This is a genomic window from Furfurilactobacillus rossiae, assembly GCF_013394005.1.
GTDB lineage: Bacteria > Bacillota > Bacilli > Lactobacillales > Lactobacillaceae > Furfurilactobacillus > Furfurilactobacillus rossiae.
This window is the reverse complement of record NZ_CP040586.1, coordinates 459955-471951: the sequence shown is the minus strand read 5'-3', so window position 1 is coordinate 471951 and position 11997 is coordinate 459955. Positions and strand designations below refer to the sequence as shown.

Here is an 11997-nt window from a genome sequence, read left to right as displayed (position 1 = left end):
GAATCCTTGTGACCAGTCGCAACGCGTGACTTAACAGCAAATTAAGTTTGCCACAGTGAGAATAACCAGCTCGTTTACAAACCGTCAGCTAACAACTATTCTGTTTTTTCGAAATAGCGAGCATTATTTTCTGAGTTTTTCTGATCAATCATCTATACTGTTGCCAAACATATATTGAGATTGAATTGGAGGGGATCATTATGACACAACCCGTTGTTGCAATCGTTGGTGTTGGTAAAACTGGCTTGGCTCAAGCCCAGGCCGCACTTTTTGGTCGGCAAGGTTTCCAAATTGCGCTGCTATCCCGCGATGAAAATATCCTAAAACAAACTGCTGACGATCTTCAACATCAGCAGATCAACGCTACTATTTTTCCAGTTGATCTGACAAAGGCGGACACTATTGACGAAGCGTTTGATCAAGTCAAACAGTTGGGTCAACTGACGGCCGTCATCTTTAACGCCACATTCCGTCCTGGCATTAAGCCACGAGCACTCACGGCTGAGACAGCTGAAACTGGCATGCTGATCGGTGCAGTTGCGCCGGTAGCGGTAGCCCACGCAGCCATTCCTGCCCTACTTGAAAGTTCACAACCAACGGCTTTGCTATTCACTAACAGTATTGCGGCCACCAAACCATCAACTGGTGCGCCTCTGCAAAGCATGGAAAAAGCGGCAATGAAGAATTTTGTCCTAGCCCTCAATCAAGATTTGGCAAAAACTAACATCTTTGCTGGCCAAGTGACCATCAATACCTACGTTCGTGAAGGTCACCGTGAAAATCAGGATCCCGTTAACATTGCGAAGGCCTACTACAAACTATTTACAGAGCGTGAGCCCGTTGATTTGGCCTATCACGACCTCATTAAAGAAGATTATTAATTTGTACCGTTACACAAAAAAGGTTCAAACGCAGATTATTGTGTTTGAACCTTTTTCGTTTATTTAATTTTTTCGGTGCGTAACAAATACAAGTCGAATCAAAAGCCAAACGTCGATAACAGCTGCAAAAATATAAACTAAGCCATACAGCGTAAATGTCACCAGCGCTGAGCCACCATTTGGCGAGCCATGTGAAGCCCACGCACTGTTGTACTCTGTTTGCGCAAAGGATTCACCGTTTTCGTCATAGGCACGACGGATAAACGTCCGGTTATCAACAGTTTTTCCCTGTCGTCGTAGTTGGCGCCAGCGACTAACACTCGCGCGGGCAAACGGATAAAGTAATAACCAATTCACAAGATTGCCATAATCAAACGCCGTAAGTGTGTAAAATAAGCCACCAGCTGGTTTCAAATGCGCTACCAAGGTAAAAAAGGCAAAGAAGATCAGTCCCAATGTATAGGAAATTACGAGCTGTAGCCACTTATTCATACCCGTCACCTGTCTCTAAAAGTCTTAAAATAAATTCATTTGTTCAGAATCATCTGACGCCGCATTACTAGAGTCGTCAATAGCCACCGTTTGATCTGCAACTGTCGCTAACGGGTTCACTTCGGACCGTTTGCCGATCGGATTTTCCCCATTCATGGCATCCATTGTTTGGTTCAACAGTTCATCCACAAACACGTTACCAGAATTATCAGCGTGCCCCTTCGTCCACTCAAATCGTAGATGTGGAAAGGCGGTCAACTGGTCGCTCATTGCTTGCCACAGCTCTTTGTTGGCCAGTGGCGCACCGTTACTACGTGCCCATCCCCGTCGTTTCCAACCGGCTAACCAACGTTTAGTAATCGCATCCAGGACATATTTTGAATCCAACACGGCCAAAATTGGTTCTCTGTTCAAACCCGACTGTTGTAACGCCTGTAGCGCCCGCAATAAGCCAGTGATCTCCATTTTATTGTTGGTCGCACCAAACTCACCCAGTGAATCGTAATATTGCATGCCGTCTTTTTTAATCAGGTAAGCCCAAGCAGCCTTATCACCTTGACGCACGTGACCACCAGCAACATTACCCGTGTTCCGAGAACCACCGTCAGAATACATGACGATTTTTTCTGTTACTGGTTGACTGGTCATCGTATGTTGCCGTGTAGAGGCTGCCGCTGGCTTGTGGCCTGACGCGGTGTATTGTCCGCCGGCGTTCAACCATTGTTGAGCAGCATCGCGTGTTGGAAAACTCTTGTATCGTGCTCCAGCCATCCCGTCAACTTGCTGTTTGGCTGCTGCCCAAGTCGTGAAAATCCCCGTCTTGCGGCCATGTGCTACTGCATAAAACTTTTTTCCTGCCATAATTACCTCACTTTTTTGATGCAGCTTGCCAACGTCGCCACAGTTTTTGTTGGACAACTGGCATTGGATAATGATCAAACGCCGATTCAGCCACAATTTCACCTGCAAACAAACTGATGTCTGGCACGGCCGATAACTCTGCAGAGACCAGTCGAATTTGCCACTTTAGATGGGTAAACGTGTGTGTCACGGCGCGACCACCAATCAATGCCAATGAAACCGGAATTTCCGTTTCCGTTTCGAACGCCTGCTCAACTCGTGACACAACATCGGGGTCCATCAGGTCTGTTTCCTGCTCATCATCCTTTAACAAATCGCTGACCTTAATCAGTGGAAAGGTCCATAAGTTTGCCAGTAATCCCGTCGATGATCGTTTGGTCATTAAATACCCAGCAGGTGTGTGAATGACTAGTGCAACATAATCGACTGGCACTGGCCGTGGCTTTGCCGTTTTAACCGGGTAGTCAAGTACGTGCCCTGTTTCGTATGAACGGTCAAACGCCTTTACCGGTGAGTGCGCAACATCCGGATTCTTCGCTGTCATGTAGCTACTGCCCAAGTCCATAATTGCTTGGTTAAAATCCCCAGGTCGCTGTGGATCAATAATTCGATCAATCGTCTCAGCAAAAATTGAGCGAGTTGCCGGCTTGGTGATATCGGCATCAATCATCAGCAAACGCCCAAATACTCGAAAGGCGTTTCCATCGACTGCAGCCACCGGTTCGCCAAACGCAATGCTGGCAATCGCGCCCGCTGTGTATGGACCAATGCCAGTCAGTTCCTGCAAACCCGCTGCCGTTGTCGGCCATTCGCCATGCCGGTCGTTGACGATTTCCTGTGCCGCCCGTTGCAGATTGCGTGCCCGAGAATAGTAGCCAAGGCCCTCCCATGCTTTCAACAATTGCTCCGGTTTGGCCGCAGCCAAATCATTAATTGTGGGAAACATGCTCATGAAGCGTTCATAGTAAGGAATAACCGTATTCACTTGCGTCTGTTGCAACATAATTTCCGATACCCACACGTGATACGGATCATGATCTCGCCGCCATGGTAAATCCCGTTTATTTTCGTCATACCAGTTTAATAATGTTTTTCGAAACGCTGCAATCGTTTCTTCTGACCACTGTTCCATTGCTGCGCTCCCATCCGTTTGTTAGTGCTGTTATCTTAGCATATTTCAGCTAACTGATGTGTATTCGTTAGTTTAATCAGTTTGAGAATACACATTGGTATTAGGAGTGTAGCCAGACAGGGACATAGTTCTGTGATAGCAGTACTTAGCGGCGGATTTTGCCGCTTAGTATTGCAGGGCGACTTCAGAGACGGTTTCTGGCTCTGAATCGAGGTCGAAGACCGCAAAGCGGGCTGAGACCGTTCCCACAGAACGGCCGTCCCTGTCTGGCGGAACGGTTAGCCAAAAAGTTTAACGTTTTTCATCTCTCAAGCACAAAAAAAGACGCTCAAATTAGAAGCGTCTTTGGATAGCTATCATATTAAAGCACAACAGTTGCCACTTCTAATTCGTCGTTAGCCTGATTTACCGCCCGCCGAATCTGCGCATGATCGTGATGGTCTGACCCCATCACCAATACATCAAACGAAAAATCAGTGCAATACACTTCTTCCGTTAACCGGGCCAGATTGCTGCCCCGCTTGATGGAAACTTTCACGTTCTTGGCACCCATCGCCTTAGCAACATCACTTAAATCTGTTGCAAACTTATCAGCCTGATTGTGTTGTTTGCGAACGTATCTTGGGTTCAATGCATTAAAAACACTTAAATTATCATCATCTATCCATACAATAATGTTGAGACTGGCGTTATCATGAACTGCCGTCTGTAAAGCATAATCAAACGCGTCAATATTTTCTGTGGCCGCGTTTACCACAACAGAAACCATGTCGAAACGAGTTGCTTCTGCTAAATCCATAGGATCACTTCCGTTTAAAAAATGATTGTTTCTCTCGGAAACAAAAATGAGTATAGCACCTATTGTTTCCAAAAGAAACATTTCGCGGTAAAATAAATATATTAATTCAAATGGAGGCATGGATATGGACCATTCACGTGCACAAGAAATCAACGACCTTTATACAGGTCTGCTCAATTTTGAAACGGCCAACCACCCGTTTGACATGCGTTTTCAGCAAGCAATGATGATGCACAAACGTTTTGGTGGCGGGCCAAGAGAGATGGGCCATCATAATCATCATGAACAACATAATATGCAAGACTGGGCCAATCATATCGACCAGCACTTCCGCGGACCCCTTCGCGATGTCATGGAAACAATTCAAGCACATCCCCAAATCAATGCACATGGGATCAGTGACGCCCTCGACATTTTACCAGGCACACTATCCAAATATCTAAAACGCCTAATCTCACGACGCTTGGTCGATGAGCAAACCAATCCAGAAAATCGACGAGAAAAGTTTTATAGCTTAACGGATGCCGGCACATGGCTACTGTCCTTAGCACATGGAATTCAGGACGATGACAAAGAAGCAAAAGAAAATGTGGCCGACGAGTTTTCACCAGAGGAACAAGATGTTATTGTCCGTTTCTTGGTGGCCATGCGTCACCGCAACGATAATGCTGACTCAAACCGAGCCACTGACGATGGCAATGCAAACAAATAACCATCAACGGTTAAGCGAGCCTAACCTGTTGATGATTATCGACACAAAATAATTTTTTTAGTCGGCATAAAGTGGCGTTGAAAGGTAACGTTCACCATTATCAGCGGCTAACGCCAGCACTTTATGACCTGTGCCTAACGTCTTAGCCCTCTCAATGGCCGCCCAAACGGCAGCACCTCCAGAGAAGCCCAACATAATGCCTTCTTGACGTGCAATTGACCGGGCAGTAGCAACAGCGTCATCACCAGTTACGTCTGTCACGCTATCGTACACGTGGGTGTCCAAAACATCAGGCACAAAGCCAGTTCCGATTCCTTGAATTGGGTGTTTGCCTGGCTGACCACCGTTCAAAACAGCTGACGTAGCAGGTTCAACCCCAATAATTTCAACATCTTTGTTAGTCTCACGTAAGAATCGTCCAGCACCTGAAATTGTGCCGCCAGTACCAATTCCGGCAACAAAAACATCCGGCGTGCCATCGAAATAGTCAACGATTTCAGGACCAGTCGTCTCGTAATGTGCCTGTGGGTTCAACTCATTAATGAATTGTCCCAAACGGAAGTAGCCGCCTTCCTTGAGCTTGTCGTTCACCAAGTTAATGGCACCAGTAATGCCTTCGCTACCAGGTGTTTCAATCAATTCGGCGCCGTAAGCTTTCATAATTTGCTTTCGTTCCTTACTAGCAGTATCTGGCATTACTAAAACTGCATGATAACCCTTAGCGGCCGCTACCGCAGCAATGCCAATCCCTGTGTTTCCAGAAGTAGGTTCGATTAACGTCATATCTGGTGTCAAAGTGCCAGCTGTTTCTGCTGCTTCGATCATTTTTAGAGCCACCCGGTCCTTCACTGAACCAGCCTCGTTAAAAAATTCCAACTTCACATAAACATCAGCGGCACCATCTGGCACCGAACGTTGAAGCTTAACAATGGGTGTGTGACCGATATAATCTAAAATATTTTCTTTTTTAATCATGTTGATGACCTACCTTTGTATTTGTTTGAGTATCTTCTAAATGCGTAACCGGTTCATTGGGATGCCATGTGCGGACAACCTTTGCGGGATTACCGGCAACGGTACTGCCTGTGCCAACGTCGTGGAGCACAACAGCGCCAGCACCAACTTTAGCGAAGTCATGAATCTTAATGTCGCCCAACAATAATGCGTTTGCGCCAAGGAGCACATGACTGCCAACTGTTGGATGTCGTTTGCCCGGCTGATCATGACGTGACCCTAATGTGACACCATGAAGCATTGTAACGTCATCGCCAATCACTGCCGTGGCACCAATCACAACACCCATGCCGTGGTCAATAAATAGTCGCTCGCCAATGGTTGCTGCTGGATGGATATCCACACCAGTATGATGGCGCGTCCAATGACTAACTAGCTCAGCAAGCAATAAATGTTGTCTGATCCACAGCCAATGCGACAATCGATAGCCGACCAATGCCTGATATCCTGAATAAGTCAGCACCACCTGCCAACGCGTTCGTGCCGCCGGATCTTCCTTGATAATACGGTCAACCGTTTTAAACATGGCAACCTCCCTTCCGTTACTGATAATTATGCGTTCCTATGGGGCGCAGATGAACAAAAAAGCATTCACCACACCTGTCCTGGCCCTAGAACCAAGCAGATGGGTGAATGCTAACAAAATTTTCTTGATGACGATTGTCGAATGCCAATTACGGCATAAGCAATCCAGAGGTGTTAGCGGTTTCTAGACTTCCCCATAAACTTGGTCGGTTGATCAATCCGCTACAACAGTTCATGTTCATCATCGCTAACACCTCTTCCATGAATTTTATAATAGTAGTATACGTGCTTATCTTTTGTAAGTCAACGATTTGCATATTTCCCGTCAAACGTCCTGGCTAACGTTTTAGCATCCCTGGCGCGTATAATAAAGCCAAATTCAATGTAAGGTTTGTGAACAAATATGAGCTTAGCTTTCTTTATTGGTATTTTGATCTTAGCCGTTATTGCCGCTGAAATCATTTATAACCAATACCCCGCAATTCCACTCGCGTTCTATCAAATCGCGGCGGGGATTGCGTTATCATTTGTCACTTTTTATCATCATTATCAATTTGATCCAAAGCTTTTTCTATTTGCGATTATTGCACCCATTATGTTTAATGACGCGCAGGAAACGTCAAATAGTCGGCTACGGCGCAACTTTTCTGACACGCTGTCACTCGCAATCCTCCTCGTGATTACTACAGTCATTGTCGTTGGTTTCGGTGTCCACTGGATTTACCCAGCGTTTGCCTTACCACTCGCGTTCATGTTAATTTCGATTGTCAGTCCAACCGACGCCACGGCGGTCAGCTCAATCACCAAGAACTTGCAACTGCCATCCGGGTTAATGGAAACGCTGAAAAGTGAGTCACTATTCAACGATGCTTCTGGTATTGTGGCCTTTGACTTAGCATTAACAGCCTTTTCGTCCGGTAACTTTTCACCTGCAAGTGGTGTGCTGACGTTTTTGGAAACCTTCTTCGGTGGAATCATAGTTGGTTTGATCCTTGGCTGGGCGATTGTTGGCTTAAGAATTGGATTAATTCGGTGGAATGTTGATAATGCATCTACTAGCGTGCCCATTCAGCTATTGACACCGTTTTTGATTTATTACGTTGCTGAAGAACTTGGCGTTTCCGGCATCTTAGCCGTCGTTGCAGCAGGTTTAATTCATGGTATTGAACGCAATCAGTTGCACCTGACCTCTACAAAAATGCAGGTCGTTAGTTCAAGTGTCTGGGGACTGCTCACCGATATTTTAAACGGATTTGTGTTTGTCCTGCTTGGCGTGAGTCTACCAACCATCATCGACAACTTGTTCGCTAAGCACCAAGTTTCGATCCTAATTTTGCTTGGTTTAGCTGTCGGGATTTACCTGCTGATGATTGCGATCCGATTCCTCTGGATCCGGCGTTTTCTCAACTTACCATTCCGCAAGGACCCCAACCAGTCCGCAGCTTTACTAGCATTGAGTGGCGTTCACGGCACCGTCACATTAGCGATGGCTTTCTCATTGCCATTAACACTACACGGTGCGTCCTTCCCGATGCGTAATGAACTTATCTTCATCTCTGCCATCATCATCTTGATCAGTTTAGTCGTTCCTTTATTCACAATTCCGTTCATTTTGCCTAAACAGGATGACGATAATAAAGAGGACTTCCAGGTTTCACACCAAAACATGCTGGACTATGCGATTGCCTGGCTGAAGAATAACGTGCCAAACAACTCCGCCCGTCACACCGTCATCGAAACATTGGTTGATGAGAAAGGCACCTTACATCGACCTGACAGAAAGACCGTTTCGGCCCTCTTTGACGGTGCTGCTCAAGCGGAAGCAGACGCCATCAACAATGAAATTGAAAATGGTAATCTCAACACCAGCGAACAACAAATATACCGTAAATACCTGTTAATGATCACCAGTCGGCGAGCCAACGCCACCGTCAGCACCCAAGTTAAATTACGATTGAAGTTTGTATTGATGCGTCTACTTCACCCTGGCAAACAACGCCAGATTCGTAAGCGAGGCCGACAAATGTACAAGCAACACCTAGCCTCCTATCAAAGCGAATCAGATCAAACAACTACGGTCATTGACGCGCCAGTCAATACCGTCAGAGACGTTACTCCAGCTGCAAAGATTGAGACAAGTAGCGCACCAATCAACAATGCCGTAGTTACGAGTGCCGCTCAAACAGGTGCGACCAACCCAACTGCAGAGAGTGTTGCGGCATCAGTATCTATCCGCTCGGCCAACGTCTCAACTAGTCTTAGCGGTGAAGAGGCCGTCTCTAGTGCCACTGCTGAAGCATTGACGAAGAATGACACGGCGTCCACCAACGCCCTCATTCAGGTTCTCCATGATAATCCTCACGCTGCTCGTTCCTACACGCGCCGTTTGATGCAAACCATCGAAAAACTTGGCAACGACGCTGCCATGGAGTGGCTGTTCAACCAGGATATTACCCGTGACCCAGCAGCTATCAACGCTGTTCGTGATTCTTACATTAAGCGGTCGCAACGATTCAGTCGTGATCAAACGGATCAAAGTGAGGCCATCAACTCGCTTTTCCTATCCGCCTTTCAGGCTGAGTATCAGTATATTCAAGACGCGCTCAGTGCAGACGAAATCTCAATGGATATGGCCAAAATATTGCGGGAACAAGTATCTTACGATCAAATGGTCTATATGAAAAATGCGGAAAGCGACAGTTAACTTTTCCTTCGAACCTTCTAAGAACAAAAGAACAGCCAATCTGCTGATGTGATTTCAGCAGGTTGGCTGTTTTACTGTCTTTTAACTTTCAATTGGTTCACTGCCGTTACGCTGACCGAAAACGCCGTTCCATGTGGACCGGTCTCAGCCTCCTAAAACCCGGAGTCTTTAACCTTGATTATGAGCCGAAGTGCCCGTCTCATAAGTCATCCCGCACCACTAAGCGGCAAGGTTCCCGCCGCCAAATGGTGCCGACACGGAACTCTTTCTTCGGTCAGCTCCACTCCTATAGTCAATATTTCAGCGTTCGCTGTTTTACCTATCAAAAAGGTAAACGAAAGTTAGCCGAAACTCGCTACTATGCCAGCTGAAGGGCGCCAGCATTGACACCAAGTCGTGAAAGTAGGTGGTTTTCCCGAATTTAGGTTACGGACGGACGGCAAGACTCGATGGTTTACGAGGCTTGGCGGCGAGGTGAAAGACATCGCACTTCGATGGCTTGAACCGGTCCCACGACGAGTGTGTCAATGTTGGCAACCGTAAGCGGAAGCGCGCACCATCATCCTACAACCCGTCAGTAATATTGTTTGAGGAACGTAATTGCTCAACGAGATCATCACGGATGTGTTCACTGGTAAAACGCTGCATCGGCGTCCACTGGTGACGTTCTTTGAATGGCACGGGATAAGCCGCAATAATGGCCACCATCAGATTGTTTTCAGTTAGAAATAATTGTCCCAAACGCTCGAATTTGCTCTTCGTATGTTTGCCAACCCGCCATTCATGGGGTTTACCATCGCCGCTCACAACATATTTACCACTATCATCAGTCGTCATCGGAATACCGACAAACCGTGTCACTTCGTACTTACCCTTCATTTGTTAATCCTCCAAATTATCTATTTTGATGTTACCACATCGTTTTCAAAAAAATTTCAATTAATTGGTTCACATTGGTCAAAAAGGACTACCATAGATGGTGATCATAAAAGAAAGGGAGGCTGATTTCAACATGGCACAAGCAGTTGAAATGACAAAGTTACTAGATCAACCAATGAACGAAGTGTTTGACTGGAGCGACAGCACCCTACCGATTCGCGACGCAGTATGGAACCACTACATGGACGAGGATACTCACGACACCAACAAAACGGCCGACGAAGTAGCACCTTATATGTCCATGAAGGACGACGAACTTAAGGCAGCGGTTGAAAAGTTGTTAAAGAAGTAGTCGCGAACGACAATTAAACATTCCATTAATAAATACCAGTCAGACGAATTTATCGTTCATCTGACTGGTATTTTGTTTGTCTATCTAATGCTTCTTGTGTTTGTGAATAGTTGCAGGGTCTGGCACAGTAGCCACGTCAGTATCAGTAATGCTGTACCGATGACGCATCAAACGTTCAATGCGTTCACTCAAACCATAACTGTCCAAAATATTCATATCTGCATCTACATAGATCATCACGTCTAGTGTCACAAGATTGCCGTTGTAGTGTGCCTTTAATTCGCCCACGCCACGGACACCGTCCACATCTTCAATTGCATCACGATACGTGGCCTCCATCCGAGGATCAAAGTAATCCGCCAAATTAAGACTGCTGTCTAAGAAAATCTTCAAGCCAGCAAATAAAATAAACAAGCCAACCACAACACTGGCCACGCCATCCAGCCATGAAATGTTAAACAATAATGCCCCGGCGATTGATACAAACGTTCCGATACTGGTAAAGGCATCGCTTAAACTATCTTGTGCAGAAGCCGTTAATGCAGCATTTTTCAATTTTCTGCCTGCTTGCCGATTCAAATACCATACGATCAGCATGATGACACTGGCAATAGCTGCCCCAATCAGCGCCACTGGTTGCGGAACGACACGCGTATCCGGATTAATAAGTCCCCGAATGCCGCTATAGATAACCTGCAGGGAAATACCAAGCATGATGACGCTGGTAACCAAAGTAAAAATCGTTTCAGCACGAAATCGCGTAAAACGAACCCTTTGCATCGTTCCCATAGTTTGTTTTTGTTTAGTCATTTCGACACCACGATCAAATTCATCGTCGTCAGTATCCCTAGCAATGTGCAAACCAAGCATCAACAATAAACTAGATATAATCCCCGAAAGATTGTTAAACGCATCCGCACGCAAAGTTTGCGATTGACTTATTGCCGCCAAAGCATATTCAATAACTGAAATTGAGACATATGCCACAACATTCAAGCTCAAATGTCGCATCGCTCCGCCCAATTTGCTAATTTCGGCTGCCTGCGTTTGTAACCAATTTCTTTGTTCTCGTTCTATGTGTCTTCCAATATGATTCTTAATGATTGTCGCGCTCCATCTTTTACTTTCGCTATCCAGCTTAGCGACTTTAAAGTATTGAAACAAGTAAAGTGAGTTGCCACCTATTTTAAATAAAATGCTAATTAACTTTGTCGCTTTCGTGCACAAAATTATGCAAACTTTCAGTGAAACGACTACAATAATAATTGTAATTGAGATTTGTGTTATGAATTTTCATAACCGCTGAAAGAGGTGAACATACATGGCAGAAGAATTCCCAGAAGGCCAAGAAGCCAAAGAAGAACGTCGTACCATCAATGTTGATGGTGTTGAAGTCACCCTGTTCGTTCGTGACGATAAGTTCAGCAAGTAATGTTTGTTTACACTAAATAAGTCCACCGAATGCCGTTTTCAAACGACGCCGGTGGACTTATTTTTTTACTTTTTTCAGATTTGAAAGCGTTCCGCCAGTCAGAGGCTCCGTTTCATGGGACGGTCGCAATCTTAAATTAGTTCCGTTTACATAACAAAATTTGATGACTTAGTAATGGACGCGAATGAGCGCATCAGTAGCTGAAGGGCGTCAA

Annotated in this window: 12 protein-coding genes; 4 read left to right on the top strand and 8 right to left on the bottom strand. The window is 45.7% G+C overall.

What is annotated here, in order from left to right; translation table 11 throughout:
* Nucleotides 1–200: 200 nt before the first annotated feature.
* A complete protein-coding gene (locus tag LROSL1_RS02160) occupies nt 201–881 on the top strand; it encodes an SDR family oxidoreductase (RefSeq protein ID WP_178913587.1) in 681 nt (226 codons plus the stop codon).
* 63 nt (nt 882–944) lie between these two features.
* On the opposite strand, the gene LROSL1_RS02155 is transcribed toward LROSL1_RS02160, so the two are convergent.
* The 4 genes from LROSL1_RS02155 to LROSL1_RS02140 form a co-directional block, all read right to left on the bottom strand.
* Nucleotides 945–1373: a hypothetical protein gene (locus LROSL1_RS02155; protein WP_178913586.1), complete on the bottom strand. Its 429-nt coding sequence runs from the start codon at nt 1371–1373 to the stop codon at nt 945–947.
* Nucleotides 1374–1397: 24 nt separating this feature from the next.
* Nucleotides 1398–2234 carry a ribonuclease H family protein gene (locus tag LROSL1_RS02150; protein WP_178913585.1) on the bottom strand — a complete coding sequence of 279 codons (837 nt, stop codon included), beginning with the start codon at nt 2232–2234 and terminating at the stop codon, nt 1398–1400.
* 7 nt (nt 2235–2241) lie between these two features.
* The gene (mutY, locus tag LROSL1_RS02145; RefSeq protein ID WP_178913584.1) at nt 2242–3366 is read right to left on the bottom strand and encodes an A/G-specific adenine glycosylase; all 1125 of its coding nucleotides are present in this window, start codon (nt 3364–3366) and stop codon (nt 2242–2244) included.
* Nucleotides 3367–3727: 361 nt separating this feature from the next.
* Entirely contained in the window at nt 3728–4165 is a 438-nt protein-coding gene (locus LROSL1_RS02140) for a hypothetical protein (protein ID WP_017260735.1), read from the bottom strand.
* A 124-nt stretch (nt 4166–4289) separates the two neighbouring features.
* Between LROSL1_RS02140 and LROSL1_RS02135 the strand changes: the two genes are divergently transcribed.
* A complete protein-coding gene (locus tag LROSL1_RS02135; protein WP_017260734.1) occupies nt 4290–4877 on the top strand; it encodes a MarR family winged helix-turn-helix transcriptional regulator in 588 nt (195 codons plus the stop codon).
* Between the two features lie 57 nt (nt 4878–4934).
* Here the strand turns inward: LROSL1_RS02135 and cysK are convergent, their stop codons facing one another.
* Nucleotides 4935–5852, bottom strand: a complete 918-nt coding sequence (cysK, locus tag LROSL1_RS02130) for a cysteine synthase A (protein ID WP_178913583.1) — start codon at nt 5850–5852, stop codon at nt 4935–4937.
* The gene (gene cysE, locus LROSL1_RS02125; RefSeq protein WP_017260732.1) at nt 5845–6417 is read right to left on the bottom strand and encodes a serine O-acetyltransferase; all 573 of its coding nucleotides are present in this window, start codon (nt 6415–6417) and stop codon (nt 5845–5847) included. Before cysE ends, cysK begins: the two co-directional genes overlap by 8 nt.
* 402 nt (nt 6418–6819) lie before the next feature.
* Here cysE and LROSL1_RS02120 point away from each other — a divergent pair, with 402 nt between their 5' ends.
* Entirely contained in the window at nt 6820–9120 is a 2301-nt protein-coding gene (locus LROSL1_RS02120; RefSeq protein ID WP_178913582.1) for a cation:proton antiporter, read from the top strand.
* A 564-nt stretch (nt 9121–9684) separates the two neighbouring features.
* Here LROSL1_RS02120 and LROSL1_RS02115 read toward each other — a convergent pair.
* Complete coding sequence (locus LROSL1_RS02115) at nt 9685–9999, bottom strand: DUF7671 family protein (protein ID WP_178913581.1); 315 nt, start codon at nt 9997–9999, stop codon at nt 9685–9687.
* 133 nt (nt 10000–10132) lie between these two features.
* Between LROSL1_RS02115 and LROSL1_RS02110 the strand changes: the two genes are divergently transcribed.
* Nucleotides 10133–10351 (top strand): P8 family protein, encoded by a 219-nt coding sequence (locus LROSL1_RS02110; protein ID WP_161003424.1) that lies wholly within the window; start codon nt 10133–10135, stop codon nt 10349–10351.
* 84 nt (nt 10352–10435) lie between these two features.
* Here the strand turns inward: LROSL1_RS02110 and LROSL1_RS02105 are convergent, their stop codons facing one another.
* Nucleotides 10436–11578, bottom strand: a complete 1143-nt coding sequence (locus LROSL1_RS02105; RefSeq protein WP_404825818.1) for a cation diffusion facilitator family transporter — start codon at nt 11576–11578, stop codon at nt 10436–10438.
* Nucleotides 11579–11997: the final 419 nt, after the last annotated feature.

Bases quoted from the DNA above. Each gene is read 5' to 3' on its own strand.
- LROSL1_RS02160 (WP_178913587.1), top strand. From the start codon at position 201: ATGACACAACCCGTTGTTGCAATCGTTGGTGTTGGTAAAACTGGCTTG.
- LROSL1_RS02155 (WP_178913586.1), bottom strand. From the start codon at position 1,373: ATGAATAAGTGGCTACAGCTCGTAATTTCCTATACATTGGGACTGATC.
- LROSL1_RS02150 (WP_178913585.1), bottom strand. From the start codon at position 2,234: ATGGCAGGAAAAAAGTTTTATGCAGTAGCACATGGCCGCAAGACGGGG.
- mutY (WP_178913584.1), bottom strand. From the start codon at position 3,366: ATGGAACAGTGGTCAGAAGAAACGATTGCAGCGTTTCGAAAAACATTA.
- LROSL1_RS02140 (WP_017260735.1), bottom strand. From the start codon at position 4,165: ATGGATTTAGCAGAAGCAACTCGTTTCGACATGGTTTCTGTTGTGGTA.
- LROSL1_RS02135 (WP_017260734.1), top strand. From the start codon at position 4,290: ATGGACCATTCACGTGCACAAGAAATCAACGACCTTTATACAGGTCTG.
- cysK (WP_178913583.1), bottom strand. From the start codon at position 5,852: ATGATTAAAAAAGAAAATATTTTAGATTATATCGGTCACACACCCATT.
- cysE (WP_017260732.1), bottom strand. From the start codon at position 6,417: ATGTTTAAAACGGTTGACCGTATTATCAAGGAAGATCCGGCGGCACGA.
- LROSL1_RS02120 (WP_178913582.1), top strand. From the start codon at position 6,820: ATGAGCTTAGCTTTCTTTATTGGTATTTTGATCTTAGCCGTTATTGCC.
- LROSL1_RS02115 (WP_178913581.1), bottom strand. From the start codon at position 9,999: ATGAAGGGTAAGTACGAAGTGACACGGTTTGTCGGTATTCCGATGACG.
- LROSL1_RS02110 (WP_161003424.1), top strand. From the start codon at position 10,133: ATGGCACAAGCAGTTGAAATGACAAAGTTACTAGATCAACCAATGAAC.